The sequence below is a fragment of the Stenotrophomonas sp. YJH_SMC_138 genome (genome assembly GCF_059369855.1).
On the sequence record NZ_JCAFTB010000001.1, the window covers coordinates 1038381 to 1056043 of the forward strand.

A 17663-nucleotide genomic window follows, 5' to 3' on the forward strand; every position below is an offset into this window, starting at 1 on the left:
CAGGAAACAGTTAGTTGCGGCAACCCATTGAAACAGCAGCGTAAAATCACTCATAACTGTTAGGACCCACCCGGAACACATGAATCCCTGCCCCTGCGGCTGGGCTGGCGACCGCAGCAACCGCTGCCTGTGCAGTGATGAGCGCATCAACCGCTACCGTGCGCGCGTGTCCGGCCCGTTGCTGGACCGTATCGACCTGCATATCAGTGTGGCCCGTATGGACGCAGTGGAGTTGCGGGAGAGCACGCCGCTGGGGGAGCCCAGTGCGGCGGTACGTGCACGGGTGGAAGCCGCCCATGCCAAGCAGCAGGTGCGTGGCGGGCTCAACGCGCATCTGCCGCCGGCGGCACTGCGGGCCTGTACCCGACTGAGCGAGGCAGATCAGGACATGCTGGAACAGGCCATCGAGCGCCTGCAGCTGTCGGCGCGGGCGATGCACCGGATTCTGCGGGTGGCGCGCACGATTGCCGATCTGGCGGGTTGCGAAACGATCCAGACGGCGCATCTGGCCGAGGCCATTGGCTACCGGCAGCTGGACCGGGGGAAGGCGAGCACGTAATCGCAGCGGGCAGAATCAGGCCGCGTCATGCGGGCACACGTTCAAAAAGATCCGGCAGCCATTCCGGCTTGAACAGGGAAGCAGGCTGTTCTCTCATCTCTTCTACGCGCCACCATTTCCACGCCCTGATCGTGGCATTTTCCTCCTCCGTCCACCCGTCACGCTGGATGTCGGGCTGGTTGGGGCTGCGGACCAGAAAATATTCTTCCAGCCATCGCGCGGGCGTTGATCGGGCGACCGCGTAGATGGCATCGCGCTTTTCCAGCCGCACGCCTATCGGCAGATCCAATCCGGTCTCCTCCCTGAGCTCACGCCGTGCGGCGTCCGCATATCCCTCCCCGGGCAGAAGCTCCCCGCCCGGTGTAGCCCAGAAGGGAGCGTGGTGTTCATCGTGATACCGGAACAGCAACACCGCATCCTCAGCAACGATCACAAGGCGTGCAGATCGTCTGATTTCCATCGTTTCCCGTCCTTACCAGCCCGCCCCAGAATAGGCCAAAAGCAGGCGGACCAAGAGAAAGCCATCAACGCGTGTCGATTCCTGGCCAGTGATTCACTTTCCCGGGATGGGCGCCTGTCGCCGGACGGCAACGGACGCCATGCGGCGGCTGACAAGGCCGAAGAGGTCCTGCAGTTCGGCTGCGCGCTCGGGCGTGCTGTTGCTGCCGAAAAGCACACGCGCCAGCGCGGCTTCACGGGTGTCATGCGGGAACCGCAGGCGGTCCCGGTACACCTTCTGGCACACCAGCCAGGCCCGGCGCAGCCCACCGCCGGGCAGCGGGCGGACCACGCGTTCGTAGACCTGCCAGAACTGGTACTCGCCCTGCAGATCGATCGCCGGCGCCACGGACAGCGCCTGCCGGGGCCGTCCTGGGCCCCGGATGCCGAACAACGGGGTTCGCGGGTTGTGCTGTGCCATGCCAACAGGATGACCCAGCAACATTGTGGGAACCTTGCGTCGCCGCCAGAAAACCCCTGTTGTTTGCGCAAGGCGGGTTTCTAGGCGGGTTTTGGGGGTCAGAGCCCTTTGCTGCGCAAAGGGGTCTGGCCCCGATCACGGGGTGGCTGCGGGGTCGGATCCCTTTGCGCAGCAAAGGGCTCTGACCCCACCCTCATCGCCTCAGAACGCCATCGAGGTACTGAACATCAGCTGCCGTGGCGCGCTGCGCTGCAGGGTCTGGTAATCCCCCGAGAACGACGAGCCGGCAATGGTGGCGGTGCCGATGTTGTGGCGGTTGAACAGGTTGCTCACGTCCAGCCGCAGCTCCAGGCCGGGCACCGCGCTGTCGGCACCGAAGCGGTAGGCGGCATAGGTGTTGAACTGCCAGAACGTCGGCACGCGGATGTCGTTCTCGTAGGTGAAGGGCTGGCGCAGGTAGGAGGTGCTGGTGGCGCCAAAACGCCAGTCACCGAAATGCGCTGACAGGTCGCTGACCAGCGAGATCTGCGGGTAGCCCGGCTGCGCGTTGCCCTTGATCGGGTACACCGTGTCGCCCACCACGAAATCGCTGTCGTAGTACGAACGGGCCACGGCCACGCCCTGGTAGAACTGCAGGTGGTCGCTCAGGTCGGCGGTGATGCCAAGGTCGGCGCCGATCACGTGCATCTTCGGCATCAGCCGCACGGTGTTGATCTGCGCGAACTGGGTACCGATGGCGGCCGACAGCAAGCGGTTGCGGATGTCGTTGTAGAACACGTCGCCGGTGATCGTCAGCCGGTCGAAACGATGCGATGCGCCCACGGTGAGGTTCCAGTTCTTCTCCGGCCGCAGCGTACCCGCCACGCGGTCGAACTCCTCCTGGTCGGTGATGGTCCACGCCGAGGCGGTGTAGCCGATGTTGCCGCGCTGGGCCACGCGGTAGCCGTTCATGGTATTGGCCAGGTCGATGAAGGCATCGGTGGATTCGGTCGGGCTCCAGAACAGCGAGACATGCGGCAGGAAGTTGCTCTTCGCGCGCAGCGTGCCGTTCACCGGCCGGTCCTTGGCGTCACCGAGGCCGCCGCCGCTGGTGCGGAAGTCCACGGCCTTGAAGCCGACACCCAGCTTCAGTGTGTCGTTCAGCACGATGTCGTCCTGCAGGTAGAACTGACGCGAGCGGGTCACCCAGCTCGATGCGTTGTCGGTCTTGAACGCGGGGCCGTACACATCGAACGGGCCGGTGGCCTTCAGCGGCGGACCCTCCCCCAGCAGCGGCTGCTGGTACCACTCGGTCTTGGCGGCGGCCTTGCTCTTCTCCTGCCAGAAACCGGCGGTGACGGTGTGCGCGCCGGTCTCGAACTGCAGATTGAGCATGCCGCCCAGCCGGTTGAGGCGCGGGGTCTGCACCTGTTCGGAGAACGGCGCGCCGTTGGGCGACGGCACGTTCGGGTCGGTCAGCGTGGCCTGGGTGTGGCTGTTGGCGTTGTACAGCTGCACGTTGCCGCTCAGCGCCGGACTGATCTGGAAGCGGTGGTTGATCGAGGACACGCGGTCACGCGTGCTCTGGCCGGTGTCGTAGGGAATCAGCCCGGACAGTTCACCACAGGTATAGGCGCCGCAGGATTTGTCTGCGTTCTCCGGCGAGGCCACGTAGTACGCCCAGGCGTAGTCCGGGTAGAAGATGTCGGCCTTCCAGCCCAGCTTGCTGATCATGTCGAAGGAAATGTTGTTGTAACCCCAGACCTTGGCCTTGCTGTCGGACAGGAACACGGTGACATCGCCCCAGGCGACGTCCTGCTGCAGCTTCAGGTCGCCGCGCAGGAAGTTCTGCGTGCCCTCGCCCTGGTACTTGTCGGCGGACACGCGCTGCAGGTCGACCAGCACTTTCGGGCCATGCTCACCGAGCTGGCCGGTCTGCCCGGATACGGTGGTGACCAGCGTGCTGTTGCTGCCCACGCCCTGCTTCACGCGCAGGCTGGGCGTGTCGTGCAGGTCGCGCAGGCGGTATTCCAGGCTGCCGCCGTTGACGCTGCTGGAGAACACGCTGACCGGTGCGCCACCGGGGCTGACCGTGATCGCGCCGATGCCATCGGGCACGCCCACGTTCACCACGCTGGTGCCGGTGAGCGAGAGGAAGCCGTTGTCGTTCAGCGGCACGCCTTCGAAGGTGATGCCCATTTCGTTCATGCGGAAGCCGCGCACGAACAGGCTGGTGGCGGAGATATCCAGGCCCAGCCCATCGGTGGCGGTATAGCTCGCGCCCGGCACCTGCTTCAGCATGGCCAGGCCATTGTTGCCGGTGACCATCGCGTCGAGGTCTTCGGCCTTGATGATGTAGCGGTTGGGACCGACCACCTGGGTCGGTGCCACGGCCGCACCGCGCGGCGTGGCGATGACCTGCAGGGCGTTGAGCGTGGTGGGCGTGTCGAGCGCGGCGTCCTGCGTTTCTGCAGCGTACGCAGGTGCGGTGATGGCCGCGATGATGGCCAGGGCGAGGCGCGTCGTGGGTGGGGTGTTCATGGCAGTAGATCCAGGGTGCAGGGAGAGAGCCGCGCAGGCGCACGCCCAGCGCGTTGCAGCGCCGGTGTCGGCGCCCTGGCTGGCGGTGCGATTGCGTTGAGGGGTGACGGCGGGGTGCGCGCCGGTCAGCAGAGGCAGACGATCATCTGCCGCAGGATTCGATGGCGTGATTTCGACGTGCGGAATTCTTGCATCGCGCTGCCGCATCCGCCATTGCGCGGTGGTACAGCGCCGATGGCGGTGGGGATGGGTGGGCTATACGTGGGTATAGCCCCGGCGTGGTGGGGGCCGACCTTGGTCGGTGCTCGTGTGCCAACCAAGGTTGGCACCTACCGGGGCGAATGGGGCTTGGTAGAGGCCAACCCTGGTCGGCGCTGGCCGCCTGCGTGTGCCAACCAAGGTTGGCACCTGCCGGGGCGAATGGGGCCTGGTAGAGGCCGACCTTGGTCGGCGCTGGCCGCCTGCGTGTGCCAACCAAGGTTGGCACCTGCCGGGGCGAATGGGGCCTGGTAGAGGCCGACCTTGGTCGGCGCTTGCCGATTGTGTGTGCCAACCAAGGTTGGCAGCTACCAGAGCGTAGGGACGCGCGGTTACTGCAGGACGAAACGCTCGATCGCGCGCGCCACGCCTTCGTCGGCATTGCTGCTGGTCTCAAACCGCGCCACCGCCTTCACCGCGTCGATGGCATTGCCCATCGCCACGCTGGTGCCGGCATACTGCAGCATGGTCAGGTCGTTCTCCTGGTCGCCGATGGCCATCACGTTGGCGCGGTCGATGCCCAGGTGCTCGGCCAGTCTTTGCAGGCTCGGCCCCTTGCCCGCGCGGTGGTCGAACACTTCCAGGAAGAACGGTGCGCTTTTCAATACCGCGAAGCGCTCGGTCAGCGCGCCGGGCAGGCGCGCGATGGCAGCGTCCAGCACCTCGGGTTCGTCGATCATCATCAGCTTGATGAAGGACATCGATGGGTCCATGTCTTCCACGCGGCGATACGACAGCGGCATCCGCGAAAGATGCGAGTCGGCCACGGTGTAGTAGCTGATGTCCTGGTTGGGCGTGTACATGCGCTGGCTGTCCAGCGCCTGGAAGTGCACGCCCAGGTCGCGGGCGACCTGCTCGCAGAACAGGAAGTCGTCGAAGCTGAGCGGATACTCGACCACGGTTTCGCGCGTGCCGATGCGCTGCACCAGGCCGCCATTGCAGGCGATGCAGTAGTCGTCGTTGCCGGTGATGCCGAGCTCGTGCAGGTACGGCGCCAGGCCGGGAACCGGGCGGCCACTGGTCAGCACGATGTGCACGCCCAGTGCGCGCGCCTGCGCGATGGCCTTCCTGGCGCGGGGGGTGAGCTGGTGCGACGGGTCCAGCAGCGTGCCATCCATGTCGATGGCGACCAGTTCGATGGTCGATTGCCTGCGGCCCATGTCCATTGCGTTCAACTCGTGCGGGGCACGCCAGTTTACCCCCTCATGCCCGGTTCACCTCTTTGCCCACGTTGGCCGGGATACTGCAGGAGCCTGTGCGTCCCCCACCGCAGGACGGCCCGCTGACCGCCCTTCCCTGGAGAACCTTGCGACGCATGACCTACCGTGCCCCCGAAACCAACGACAGTGCGCCCCTGGCCCAGCAGATCGAGCAGATGATCGACGAGCTGCCCGGCGACCAGGTGAGCGTCGGCACCCTGCTCAGCGCGCTGGGCGATGAGGGCCTGCTGCTGATCGTGATCCTGCTCTCGGCCATCTTCATCATTCCGGTGTCGATTCCCGGGCTGAGCACGGTGTTTGGCGCCTCGATCCTGCTGATCGGCCTGAGCCGGGTGCGCAACCGCCCGCTGTGGGTGCCGCAGAAGCTGGCGCGCCGCGGGATCGCCACCGAAAGGCTGAAGGCCAACCTGGGCCGTGCGCTGAAATGGGTGCACCGCATGGAGCGGCTGTCGCGGCCGATGCGGCTGGCGGTGATGGTGCGCTCAAAGAAGATGATGCGCCTGAACAACCTGATGCTGGTGTTTGCGACCCTGCTGCTGATGGCGCCGGCCGGGCCGATTCCCTTCAGCAACACGCTGCCGGCGCTGGCGCTGATGTCGTTTGCGATTGGCTTCATCCAGCGCGATGGTGCGGCGGTGGCAGCCGGCTACGGCTTCGTGGTGGCCACGGTGGTGTACTTCGGCGTGCTGCTGGGTGGCGTGGGGTTTGCTGCGGAATCGGTGTTCAGCGGGTTCCGCAGCAGTACCGCCGAACTGTAGAGCCGAGCCCATGCTCGGCTGCTGTTCGCTCCGTGCACGGAAACCCGCGCGCTGCGCGCGTAAGCCGAGCATGGGCTCGGCTCTACAAAGGCCGGATCCACAGCAGTCGAGCGTGGCTCGACGCTACACAGCTATTTCGCCGACACCCGCCACACTACGTCGCCCACGTCGTCGGCCACCAGCAGTGCGCCCTCGGCATCCATCGCCATGCCCACCGGCGCACCCATCAGGGTCTTCTCGTCCTTCGAGGTGAAGCCACTGACCACGGTCTGCGGCCGCCCGGTCGGCTTGCCGTCCTTGAACGGTACGTAGACCACTTCGTAGCCACTCAGTGGCGAGCGGTCCCAGCTGCCGTGCTCGCCGATGAAGGCGCCGCCGTGGTACTGCGCCGGCAGTGCCTGGCCGGTGTAGAACAGCAGGCCCAGCGGTGCCACGTGCGAGCCGATGGCATAGTCCGGCACGATCGCCTTGGCCACCAGGTCCGGCCGCTGCGGCTGCACGCGCTCGTCCACGTGCTGGCCGTAGTAGCTGTAGGGCCAGCCGTAGAAGCCATCTTCCTTCACCGAGGTGAGGTAATCCGGCACCAGGTCGGCACCGATCTCATCACGCTCGTTGGCCACGGCCCACAGCTGGCCAGTGCTCGGCTCCCAGTCCAGCCCGGTCGGGTTGCGGATGCCCGACGCAAAGATGCGGCTGCCACGGGTGGCTACGTCCACCTCCAGCACGACCGCGCGGCGGTATTCGACGGCCAGGCCATTTTCAGTAATGTTGCTGTTGGAGCCGACGCCCACGTACAGCTTGCTGCCATCGCGGCTGGCCAGCAGTTCCTTGGTCCAGTGGTGGTTGATGGTGCTGGGCAGGTCGGTGAACTCGCGGCCCTTGTCGGACATGCGGGTTTCGCCGGGCACGTAGTGGTACTGCATGATGTTGCCGGTGTTGGCCACATACAGCGTCTCACCGATCAGCTGGATGCCGAACGGCGAATGCAGGCCCTCGATGTAGACGTGCTGGGTCCAGGTGTTGGTGCCCGGCGAGCGGCGCAGCAGGGTGACGCGGTTGCCGCCCTTGCCGGCCTTGCCCGAGCGCGCCTTCACCTTGCCGGCGATCCACTGCTTGGGTGTGGTGACCGGCTCTTCGCCGGGGCCATTGCCTTCCACCACCAGTACATCGCCGTTGGGCAGGGTCAGCAGCCGGCGCGGGTGCTGCAGGTTGGCGGCGATGCGCTCGATCTTCAGGCCTTCGGCCACCGTGGGGGCCTGGCCGTCGGCCCAGCCCACGCCCTTGGGCACCTGCATCGGCGGCATCAGGAAGTTGGCCGGCTTGGGCAGTGGCGGCTGCGGTCCCGACTGGTCGGCCGGATGGTATTCGGCCTTGCCGGCGCAGGCCGACAGGGTGACGGCCAGTGCCAGCGCGGCCACGGTGGGCAGGATGTGCTTAGCCATGACGACCTCCCTGCAGCACCGGCGGCTGCAATGACAACAGGATCAGGCCCAGGGCGATCAGGGCCACGGTCAGCGCCGACAGGATCGTGCCCGGCACAGCAACGGCATACGCATCGCGGCTGTGCACGAAGGCGTTCCAGATGGCCAGCACCACCGCGACCAGGTTGAGGAAGAAGTCGATGCGGTCGATGCGGGTGGCCGTGCCGTTGCGGCGCCAGACCGCGAACAGGTTGATCAGGCGCGGCACGATGGCGATCAGCAGGCCGAACGTGATCAGCCAAGCGGCGGCCTTGCCCCACATCACCTCGGCGCTGTTGAGATAGATCGCGTCGAAGATCAGTGCACCGACGAAGAAGCCGAAGGGTATCGGGTTCAACAGGCTGAACAGCGTGGTGCCGAGGCCGCGATGGGCCTGGGCGAGCGGATTGACCATCATCGTGCTCCGTGCGGAAGGGTGCACGGACTGTAGTAGCACAGCGCGATGTGAGGGCGCGCGATGATGCCCCGGCGGCGCTGCCACACCCACCGGGCAGGCACCGCACTACGTGGGTTCGTCCTCGCGCACCTCGTGGAAGGGCAGCATCGTCTCGAAGCCGAATTCGTGTTCCATGCTGGTGCGGACCAGGCCGCCGATGGCGTAGTAGCTGGTATTGGCGTGTACATCGATGCCACAGGGACCATCCTCAGCCAGCAGGTGCAGTGTCTGCGCCCTACGCATCTTCACTCTTTCCTCCTGCAGCAGCGCGCGTCGGTGCCGCTTCATCAGCAAGCGCAACTGTTTGATCGTCGTGATATTGAATGTGGCGAGCGCCGGCAGCAGCTCGGCGATATCCGCATCGGTCCAGTAATCATGGCGACGGTGGTACATCGACAGCACCACCTTGCGGATGGCGGCAACCGAGAGCGGGGTCTGGTCTGCGCGCGCACGTGCACGCTGGCGTTCCTTCTTCATGTGTCTTCACCTGCATGTGGTTACCCGAGTTTCCCGCACCCGAAGCAAGCGCGCGAAGATGGCGTGAAGGCATTCGCGCGCCCTGTCATAACCTGACGTACTAAGTGTTTGTGACGCAATTTGCATATTCGTACATTGCGGATGTGAAGAGGTAGGGGGTTCTCCGTTGTGTCGCGTTTGGCTCGTTGCGATGGGGCAGTTCCGCCCCGCCGTCCTGCCATGCCGATTCACAACAGAAGGATTCGTGTATGAAGCGACACACGCAACGCTCCGCGCCACCGCGCTCCGCGCGCCTGGCCCTCGCCACTGCGCTGGTACTGGGCAGCCTGGCCGTCACCGCGCAGGCCCAACAGGCCGATCCGCTGGCGGGTATCCAGTGGCACCTGCTCAACACCGGGCAGACCGTCCCGGCTGACACCCTGCCGGTGGCCGGCAACGACCTGAACGTGGATGGCCTGTTCCGCAACGGCATCCGCGGCCAGGGCGTCACCATCGCCATCGTCGACGATGGCCTGCAGATCGCGCACCCGGACCTGGCCGCCAACGTGGCCGCGGTGGCCGGCAAGAACTTCATCAACGGCTCGAACAACCCCACCCCGACCAACCCGGATGTCGACAACCACGGCACCATGGTCGGCGGCATTGCTGGCGCGGTGGGCGCCAACAACCTGGGCGTACGTGGTGTGGCGCCGGCGGCGACGCTGAAGGGCTTCAACCCGATTTCGCGCTCAGCCCTGGGCAACCAGCAGAGCAACATCGAGTACGCCTGGTGGGACGGCGCGGAGTCGGCCGACGTGCAGGTGTTCAACAACAGCTGGGGCGCCGGCCCGGGCAATCCGAACCTGCCGCTGGCGTACAGCGAAAACACGATTCGTTCGTACGAGCAGGCACTGTCGGGTACGCGCGGTGGCCGCGGCGGCATCTACGTGAAGTCGGCGGGCAACAACTTCAACAATGCCTCGATCAGCCAGACCCAGGATGTCTGCACCACCGACACCAAGAACCGCAACACCGGCTGCGTGCCGGCCGGACGCGATCCGCGCAACAACCTGTTCAACGTGATCACGGTAGGCGCGGTGCGTGCCGATGGCGTGCGCTCGTCGTATTCCTCCACCGGCTCGGCGCTGTGGGTGTCGGCCTTCGGCGGCGAATACGGCCTGCAGGCCCAGTACGCCCCCGGCCTGGTGGCACGCGCCTACGACCCGGCCATCGTCACCACCGACGTGACCGGGTGCGCGCAGGGCAGCAACAAGAACACCAACCGCCAGAACACGCTGGACAGCAACCTGTCGGCCATCGACAGCACCTGCAACTACACCGCCAAGATGAACGGCACCTCGGCGTCAGCGCCGATGGTCTCGGGCGTGGCGGCACTGGTGCTGGAAGCCAATCCGAACCTGTCCTATCGCGATGTGAAGTACATCCTGGCCACCACCGCCACCCGCAACCACCCGAACCAGCCGGCGGTGACGCTGGCCGACGGGCGCACGCTGGTGCCAGGCTGGACGGTGAATGCTGCCGGCCGTGCCTACAGCAACTGGTATGGCTTCGGCGTGGTCAACGCTGCACGCGCGGTGCAGGTGGCCGAGAACTTCCAGTCGCTCGGTGCGCTGGTCGACAGCGGCTGGCGCAACACCACGCGTACCGTGGCCATCGGCAACACCTCGGCCGCCGCCGCACGCCTGACCTTCCAGTTGGCCAACGGCGCGCGCAACATCGAAAGCGTGCAGCTGGGCTTCCGGGTCAACCACCGCAATACGCGCCAGCTGCAGTTCGTGCTGGTGTCACCCAGCGGTACCCGCAGCGTGGTGCAACCGGCGTTCACCGCGATCGGTTCGGGCACGGGTGGCGCGCAGAGCAACTTCACCAGCTGGGACCTGCTGTCCAGCAATGCCTTCCTGGATGAGAACGCCACGGGCACCTGGACGCTGGAAGTGACCGACATGGGGCAGGCCGCGACCGCTGCATCGCGTGGCAACCTCGAATTCTTCAAGATCCGCGTTCTGGGGCACTGATGATGAAGACCACCATTCTGTTGAGCACGCTCGCCTTCGCGGCGATGACCTCCCCTGCCTGGGCACAGAGCTCGGGACAGACCCCTCCGGCCAAGACCCTGTCGACCGTGGATGCTCAGGAACTGAAGGCGTCCGCTACCGGCCGCTCGTTCGATGTGGGCGGCACGCGTTTCCAGCTGTCGCCCTCGGCAACGGTAAAGCAGGCCAGCGGCGGCCAGTTCACGATCACCCCGCAGGCGGCGGCGACCACCAGCTCGCGTACCAAGCGTTCGCTGGATGGCGCCGCGGCGGCGCCTGCTGATGCCGGTGCCGGCAAGTTCGCGGCGGCGGTCTCCCGTGACGGAGCGCCGGTGGTGGCGACCTCGCGGGTCAAGGTGTTCTTCACCGATGCAGCATCGGCCCAGCGCGCGGCTACGGCCACCGGTGGCACCGTGGTGAAGGTGTCGAAGGCTTCGGGCCAGGCCATCGTGGAGTACCCGTCGGTGGACGCGGCACTGGATGCGACCACCAGGTTGCTGTCCACCGCCGGTATCCGCGCCACAGAGCCGGACGTGGTGCAGTGGGAAGAGACCAAGTAAGGCGTTGAGCGGTACCCCGGCCGGCTGGCTCTCCTGGCCGGCCGGGGATTGGTGTGGGGGTGTGCCGACCAACGGTCGGCACCTGCCGGGGCCGCGCGCGTGTAGAGCCGAGCCGATGCTCGGCTGCTGTCTACGGGGTGCCGCAGGCGCGGTGCGCGCGGCGCCGAGCATGGGCTCGGCTCTACAGCTGTGCCAACCAAGGTTGGCATCTACCAGGAGCAGATTCGGACGTGCCAACCAAGGTTGGCACCCACCGGCGTTACCGCGCGGCCAGTGTGCCGCTGTGCTTGAGGTGGCAGCTGGCCAGCGCGTCGTTGCCGGCGGCCGGGTGGCCGGGCTCGAGCAGCAGGCGCTGCACGTCCGAGAACAGCTTTTCCACCGGCATGCCGTACGGCGCGAACAGGCGCAGGCGGCCCTGGCGGTCGAACACGTAGCCGCCGGCAATGTGGCTCATGGTGTAGGTATCCGGTACCTGACCGGGTTCCTTTTCGTAGAACGCCTTGAAGTCGCTGGCCATCGCGGCCAGCTGCGCATCGTTGCCAACCAGCGCGATTGCCTTAGGATCGAACGCTTCCACATAGGTGCGCGCGACCTCGGGCGTGTCGCGGGCCGGGTCGACGCTGACGAACACCACCTGCAGCTGATCGGCATCCTTGCCCATCAGGTGCTTGACCTGGCTCAGCTCGACCATCGTGGTCGGGCACACGTCCGGGCAGCTGGTGAAGCCGAAGAACAGGTAGGTCACCTGCCCCTGCAGGTCCTTCGGGCCGCGCACGGTGCCGTGGCTGTCGGGCATCGACCAATGCTGGCCAAGTTCTTCGCAGGCGATGTCCTTCGCATAGAAGTCCATGCGCGACTGCGCGCTGCAGCCGGCCAGCAGGCCGAGCAGCAGGCCTGCGGCCAGGCGCAGGCCACGATGGGGGAACGCAATGCCTTTCACGGTTCGCCAGCTCAGTTGATCATCATGTGGTAGTGCATGCTCCAGATGATCCAGACCGACAACGCGACGACGATGAACAGGATCACCAGGGTGAACACGAAGCTGGCCAGGTTCCAGCCACCTTCGGACTTGCGGTCCATGTGCAGGAAATAGACCAGCTGCACCAGGATCTGCGCCACTGCGAAGCCGACCAGCAGGAACAGCGTGAGCGGCCGCGACAGCACCGGATTCATCACCAGTGCGAACGGCACCACGGTCAGCAGCGCGCACAGCACGAAACCGATCAGGTAGGACTTGGTGGAGCCGTGCGCATTGCCGGCGCGCGAGGTTTCGACGTGGGCCATGTCAGAAGGCTCCGATCAGGTAGACGAAGGTGAAGACGCAGATCCACACCAGGTCCAGGAAGTGCCAGAACAGGCTCAGGCACGACACGCGGGTGATGTTGGTCGGGGTCAGGCCACGGCGGTAGACCTGGTGCATGACCACCGCCATCCAGATCAGGCCGCTGGCCACGTGCAGGCCGTGGGTGGCGACCAGCGCGAAGAACGCCGACAGGTAGGCACTGGTGCTCGGGCCCGCGCCTTCGTGGATCAGGTGCGAGAACTCGTAGATCTCCATGCCGATGAACGAGGCACCGAGCACGAAAGTCACGCCCAGCCAGCGCAGCACCGCCGAGGCATCGTGGCGATGCATGGCCAGAACGGCCTGGCCGTAGGTGATGCTGGAGACCAGCAGCAGGAAGGTCTCGGCCATCACGAACGGCAACGAGAACAGGTCCTTGCCGGTGGGGCCGCCGGCGTAGGCGGTGCTGAGCACCGCGTACGAGGCGAACAGGGAACCGAACAGCACCAGGTCGGACATGAGATAGACCCACATGCCGAACACCTTCATGCCGCCCTGTTCGTGGCCATGGTCGTGCTCGTGGTGGTCCTCGTGCGCCTGCGTGTCGCTGGCCAGCTCCGGGCGGGTCAACAGGTTCATGCGCGTACCTCCTTCAGCTTGGCAAGGTTGGCCGCTTCGGTGCGCGCCACCTCTTCGGAACTGACGTAGTAATCCACGTCCTCATCGTAGGACCGCACGATCAGGGTCACGATCATCGCGATGAAGCTGGCTGCGGCCATCCACCAGATGTGCCAGACCAGGGCGAAGCACAGCACCAGGATCCAGATGTTGAGGATCAGCGGCACGCCGGTGTTCTTCGGCATGTGGATCGGGGCGTACGTCTTCGGCGGCGGCGGCAGGCCGCGCTTCTTCGCTTCGTGGAAGGCATCCAGCTCATCGGCCTTGGGCACCACGGCGAAGTTGTAGAACGGCGGCGGCGACGGCGTGGCCCATTCCAGCGTGCGTGCGTTCCACGGGTCGCCGGTCAGGTCCAGGTTGCGCTTGCGGTCGCGCACGCTCACGTAGATCTGCACCAGCATCAGGATGATGCCCGCGAACACGAACAGTGCACCGATGAAGGCGGCGATCAGGTACGGCGTCCACGCCGGGTTGTCGTACTGGTTCATGCGGCGGGTCATGCCCATGAAGCCCAGCATGTACAGCGGCATGAAGGCCAGGTAGAAGCCGATCACCCAGCAGGCGAACGACCACTTGCCCAGGCGCTCGTTGAGGGTGAAGCCGAACACCTTCGGGAACCAGTAGGCGAAGCCGGCCAGGTAGCCGAACAGCGCGCCGCCGATGATGGTGTTATGGAAGTGGGCGACCAGGAACAGGCTGTTGTGCAGCAGGAAGTCCGCGCCCGGGATGGCCAGCAGCACGCCGGTCATGCCACCGATGGTGAAGGTGACCAGGAAGGCGATGGTCCACAGCATCGGTACGCTGAACTCGACGCGGCCGCCGTACATGGTGAACAGCCAGGTAAAGATCTTCACCCCGGTGGGGATGGCGATGATCATCGTCATGATGCCGAAGAAGGCATTGACGCTGGCACCCGAGCCCATGGTGAAGAAGTGGTGCAGCCAGACGATGAACGACAGGATGCCGATCGCCAGCGTGGCGCCCACCATCGACTTGTAGCCGAACAGCTTCTTGCGCGCGAACGTGGCGGTGACTTCAGAGAAGATGCCGAACGCCGGCAGCACCAGGATGTACACCTCCGGGTGGCCCCAGGCCCACACCAGGTTCACGTACATCATCGGGTTGCCACCCAACGTGTTGGTGTAGAAGTTGAAGTCCAGGTAGCGGTCCAGGGTGAGCGCACCCAGCGCCACGGTCAGGATCGGGAAGGCGGCGATGATGATCACGCTGGTGACCAGCACCGTCCAGGTGAACACCGGCATCTTCATCAGGGTCATGCCCGGCGCACGCATGCGCAGGATGGTGATGAACAGGTTGACGCCGGTCAGCAATGTGCCGATGCCCGAGGCCTGCAACGCCCAGATGTAGTAGTCCACGCCTACGCCCGGACTGAACTCGATGCCCGACAGCGGCGGATAGGCCACCCAGCCGGTCATGGCGAACTCGCCAACGCCCAGCGAGATCATCATCAGCGCAGCGCCAACCACGAAGATCCAGAAGCTGAAGGCGTTGAGGAACGGGAACGCCATGTCGCGTGCGCCGATCTGCAGCGGCACGATGATGTTCATCAGGCCGACCACGAACGGGGTGGCCACGAAGAAGATCATGATCACGCCATGCGCGGTGAAGATCTGGTCGTAGTGCTCCGGTGGCAGGAAGCCATCACTGCCTGGCCCGGCCGCGGCCAACTGCGCGCGCATCATCAGCGCGTCGGCGAAGCCACGCACCAGCATGACCAGCGCCACTACCACGTACATGATGCCGATCTTCTTGTGGTCCACGGTGGTGAACCAGTCGCGCCAGAGCACGCCCCATAGCTTGAAGTACGTCACCGCGCCAAGCAGCGCGAGGCCACCCAGCACCATGGCCGCCAGCGTGACCACGACGATCGGCTCGTGCAGCGGCACGGCCTCCCACGTCAATTTACCCAACATGTTCGTTACTCCTGGGAAACCTGGGCACCACCGGCAGCACCCGCCGGGGACGCAGCAGCGGTGTTCTCACCGACGCCGATGAACTGGTCGATGACCTTCTTGAACAGCAGCGGTTCGACGCTGGAGAAGTGCTGCACCGGCGCGTTCTTCGACGGTGCGGCCAGCGCCTTGAACTGGTTGAAGTCCAGCGCCTGTGGTGCGCTGCGTACCTCGGCCACCCAGCGCTCGAACTCCTCGTTGCTGCTGGCGGTGGCAATGAACTTCATGTTCGAGAAGCCATGCCCGCTGTAGTTGCCGGACATGCCACGGAACTGGCCGGGCTCGTTGGCGATCAGGTGCAGCTGCGTGCGCATGCCGGCCATCGCGTAGATCTGCCCACCCAGCTGCGGGATGAAGAAGGTATTCATCGTCGAGTTGGAGGTGATGTTGAACGCCAGCGGGCGGTTGGCCGGGAAGTTGAGCTGGTTGACCGTGGCGATGCCCAGGTCCGGATAGACGAACACCCATTTCCAGTCGGTGGCGATCACGTCCACGTGCAGCGGCTCACCGGCCACGTCCAGCGGCTTGTACGGGTCCAGTTCGTGGGTCGACTTCCACACGATCACGGCCAGGCCGGCAATGATCAGCAGCGGCACGCCCCAGACCACGATCTCCACCTTGGTGGAATGCGACCAGTCCGGCGTGTATTTCGCCTTGGTGTTGCCGGCGCGGAAGCGCCAGGCGAATACGAAGGTCAGCACGATGGCCGGTATCACCACGATCAGCATCAGGCCGATGCAGATCAGGATCAGGTCGCGCTGGGCGAGCCCGACCATGCCCTTCGAATCCAGCAGCACCCAGTCACAGCCCGACAGGCCGACGCAGGCCAGGGCGACCAGCGCCAGGCGGATGCGGTTCCAGCAGATATTCATTGGAGGTCAACCCTGTTGAAGAAGCGCGCTTGACCGGCTCGCCTGCGCGCAGCGCCCGGGCGTGGAGCGGCTACACTGTGGGTACGAGATCGCCTACAAGAGAGCGATCCACTCCAATCAAGCCCATACAAGATACATCATTGTATGGACTTGTGCATCTGCACGTATGGAAAAACTGACCGATGACGCCACCTGCCGCCGGCCGCCGCCTGAAACACCCCAATCGCACCTGGGTTCGCCCCTTCCGCGAGGGCGCTGGCCCGCTGTACCTGCAGATCGCCCAGCAGGTGCGCGAGGCAGTGGATGACGGCGTGCTGCGTCCGGGCGACCGGCTGCCGCCGCAGCGCGACCTGGCCCAGCAGGTGGGCGTGGACCTGACCACGGTCACCCGGGCCTTTGCCGAGCTGCGCCAGGCTGGCCTGCTGGATGCGCAGGGCGCCGGCGGCACCTTCATCGCGCTGTCGGCCGGCAACCGCAGCACCTCGGTGGACCTGAGCATGAACATCCCGCCGCTGCTGGGCAGCGCGCCGTTCGCACAGTGCATGGAGGCCGGTTTCCAGCACGTGGGCCAGCAGCTGGGCCAGGGCGAACTGATGAGCTACCACGTCGGCGCCGGCACCCGCGAGGACCGCGCCGCCGCCGTGCAGTGGCTGTCACCGGTGCTGGGCACGGTGGGTGCCGACCAGGTGGTGATCTGCCCCGGCGCGCAGACCGCACTGTGCGCACTGATCCTGGCCCGCACCCAGCCGGGCGAGCTGATCGCTGCCGAGCAGCTGACCTACCCGGGCCTGCTGGCCGCCGCGCGCGTGCTGCAGCGGGGTGTGGTGCCGGTGGCGATGGACGCCGAAGGCATGCTGCCCGAAGCGCTGGAAGAGGCCTGCCAGCTGCGCCGCCCGCGCCTGCTGTACCTGGTACCGACCATCCAGAACCCGACCACGGCGACGATGTCGGCACAACGCCGGCAGGCCCTGCTGGCGGTTGCCAAGCGCCACGATCTGACCGTGATCGAAGACGATCCCTACTGGTTGCTGGCCGGGGACGCCGCACCGCCGCTGGCCGCCCACCGCGACGCCGGCTGCCCGGTGTATTACATCTCCACCCTGTCCAAGTGCCTGGCACCGGGCCTGCGCACCGCCTACCTGGTGGTGCCGGGCGGCGAACCGATGGAACCGGTGCTGGACGCCCTGCGTGCGATCGCGCTGATGCCGACCCAGTCGATGGTGGCGGTGGCGTCGCAGTGGATCCGCAGCGGCCAGGCCCAGGACATGGTGCAGCGCTTCCAGCAGGAGCTGCGCGAGCGCCAGGCGATTGCCGCGCAGTACCTGCCGTCCCGCGCGCGGGCGCACCCGGCCGGCCTGCACGTATGGCTGCCGCTACCGCCGCGGCTGGACCAGTACCGGCTGATCCAGGCCGCACAGGAACAGGGTCTGGGCATCGCCAGCTCGGACGCCTTCAGCGTGGAGGAACCGCCACCGGGCAACGCCATCCGCCTGTCGCTGGGCGGCGCAGTTGACCAGGATGCGCTGGCCGGGGCGCTGGCCAAACTGAACGAGATCCTGTCTGAGGCCCCCGGGGCCCGGCACAACGCCATCGTCTGAACCGGGCGCATGGCGCCTCATCCATACAAGATGATATTT

16 protein-coding genes and 1 pseudogene are annotated in these 17663 nt (G+C 65.9%); 5 read left to right on the forward strand and 12 right to left on the reverse strand.

Annotated elements, in window-relative coordinates; translation table 11 throughout:
* Window positions 1-79: 79 nt before the first annotated feature.
* Window positions 80-559 (forward strand): annotated as a pseudogene (locus tag AC5P7I_RS04660) (magnesium chelatase subunit ChlI family protein); the annotation flags it as partial.
* Window positions 560-584: 25 nt separating this feature from the next.
* Here AC5P7I_RS04660 and AC5P7I_RS04665 read toward each other — a convergent pair.
* The 4 genes from AC5P7I_RS04665 to yidA all read right to left on the reverse strand — a co-directional run bounded on the left by AC5P7I_RS04665 (window position 585) and on the right by yidA (window position 5422).
* Window positions 585-1019 (reverse strand): NUDIX hydrolase, encoded by a 435-nt coding sequence (locus AC5P7I_RS04665; RefSeq protein ID WP_049408006.1) that lies wholly within the window; start codon window positions 1017-1019, stop codon window positions 585-587.
* Window positions 1020-1112: 93 nt separating this feature from the next.
* Window positions 1113-1502, reverse strand: a complete 390-nt coding sequence (locus AC5P7I_RS04670; RefSeq protein WP_049408008.1) for a hypothetical protein — start codon at window positions 1500-1502, stop codon at window positions 1113-1115.
* Window positions 1503-1679: 177 nt separating this feature from the next.
* Window positions 1680-3998, reverse strand: coding sequence for a TonB-dependent receptor (locus tag AC5P7I_RS04675; RefSeq protein ID WP_262087798.1), 2319 nt, complete (start codon window positions 3996-3998; stop codon window positions 1680-1682).
* Between the two features lie 590 nt (window positions 3999-4588).
* Window positions 4589-5422 (reverse strand): sugar-phosphatase, encoded by an 834-nt coding sequence (gene yidA / locus AC5P7I_RS04680; RefSeq protein ID WP_014648720.1) that lies wholly within the window; start codon window positions 5420-5422, stop codon window positions 4589-4591.
* A gap of 149 nt (window positions 5423-5571) precedes the next feature.
* On the opposite strand from yidA, the gene AC5P7I_RS04685 reads away from it, so the two are divergent.
* Entirely contained in the window at window positions 5572-6234 is a 663-nt protein-coding gene (locus AC5P7I_RS04685; protein ID WP_262087797.1) for an exopolysaccharide biosynthesis protein, read from the forward strand.
* 131 nt (window positions 6235-6365) lie between these two features.
* Here the strand turns inward: AC5P7I_RS04685 and AC5P7I_RS04690 are convergent, their stop codons facing one another.
* The 3 genes from AC5P7I_RS04690 to AC5P7I_RS04700 form a co-directional block, all read right to left on the reverse strand.
* Window positions 6366-7676 (reverse strand): PQQ-dependent sugar dehydrogenase, encoded by a 1311-nt coding sequence (locus AC5P7I_RS04690; protein ID WP_262087796.1) that lies wholly within the window; start codon window positions 7674-7676, stop codon window positions 6366-6368.
* Window positions 7669-8109: a DUF2231 domain-containing protein gene (locus AC5P7I_RS04695; protein WP_041863928.1), complete on the reverse strand. Its 441-nt coding sequence runs from the start codon at window positions 8107-8109 to the stop codon at window positions 7669-7671. The genes AC5P7I_RS04690 and AC5P7I_RS04695 overlap by 8 nt, the downstream gene beginning before the upstream one ends.
* Before the next feature lie 108 nt (window positions 8110-8217).
* On the reverse strand, window positions 8218-8628 hold the full coding sequence (locus AC5P7I_RS04700; RefSeq protein WP_075076244.1) for a hypothetical protein: 411 nt from the start codon (window positions 8626-8628) through the stop codon (window positions 8218-8220).
* 248 nt (window positions 8629-8876) lie between these two features.
* Here AC5P7I_RS04700 and AC5P7I_RS04705 point away from each other — a divergent pair, with 248 nt between their 5' ends.
* Both AC5P7I_RS04705 and AC5P7I_RS04710 read left to right on the forward strand, forming a co-directional pair.
* Entirely contained in the window at window positions 8877-10643 is a 1767-nt protein-coding gene (locus tag AC5P7I_RS04705) for a S8 family serine peptidase (protein ID WP_014648725.1), read from the forward strand.
* Window positions 10643-11221: a DNA breaking-rejoining protein gene (locus AC5P7I_RS04710; protein WP_321212200.1), complete on the forward strand. Its 579-nt coding sequence runs from the start codon at window positions 10643-10645 to the stop codon at window positions 11219-11221. Before AC5P7I_RS04705 ends, AC5P7I_RS04710 begins: the two co-directional genes overlap by 1 nt.
* A 259-nt stretch (window positions 11222-11480) precedes the next feature.
* Here the strand turns inward: AC5P7I_RS04710 and AC5P7I_RS04715 are convergent, their stop codons facing one another.
* Genes AC5P7I_RS04715 through cyoA form a run of 5 tightly spaced genes read right to left on the reverse strand, consistent with a single transcriptional unit; the run spans window position 11481 to window position 16026 of the window.
* Window positions 11481-12161, reverse strand: a complete 681-nt coding sequence (locus AC5P7I_RS04715; RefSeq protein WP_046432977.1) for an SCO family protein — start codon at window positions 12159-12161, stop codon at window positions 11481-11483.
* Between the two features lie 11 nt (window positions 12162-12172).
* Complete coding sequence (gene cyoD / locus AC5P7I_RS04720; RefSeq protein WP_006399830.1) at window positions 12173-12505, reverse strand: cytochrome o ubiquinol oxidase subunit IV; 333 nt, start codon at window positions 12503-12505, stop codon at window positions 12173-12175.
* Window position 12506: 1 nt separating this feature from the next.
* A complete protein-coding gene (gene cyoC, locus AC5P7I_RS04725) occupies window positions 12507-13142 on the reverse strand; it encodes a cytochrome o ubiquinol oxidase subunit III (protein WP_014648729.1) in 636 nt (211 codons plus the stop codon).
* A complete protein-coding gene (cyoB, locus tag AC5P7I_RS04730) occupies window positions 13139-15115 on the reverse strand; it encodes a cytochrome o ubiquinol oxidase subunit I (protein ID WP_032958781.1) in 1977 nt (658 codons plus the stop codon). Before cyoB ends, cyoC begins: the two co-directional genes overlap by 4 nt.
* Window positions 15116-15120: 5 nt before the next feature.
* On the reverse strand, window positions 15121-16026 hold the full coding sequence (cyoA, locus tag AC5P7I_RS04735; protein WP_014648731.1) for a ubiquinol oxidase subunit II: 906 nt from the start codon (window positions 16024-16026) through the stop codon (window positions 15121-15123).
* A 182-nt stretch (window positions 16027-16208) separates the two neighbouring features.
* On the opposite strand from cyoA, the gene AC5P7I_RS04740 reads away from it, so the two are divergent.
* Window positions 16209-17624, forward strand: coding sequence for an aminotransferase-like domain-containing protein (locus AC5P7I_RS04740; RefSeq protein ID WP_046432979.1), 1416 nt, complete (start codon window positions 16209-16211; stop codon window positions 17622-17624).
* Window positions 17625-17663 lie beyond the last annotated feature (39 nt).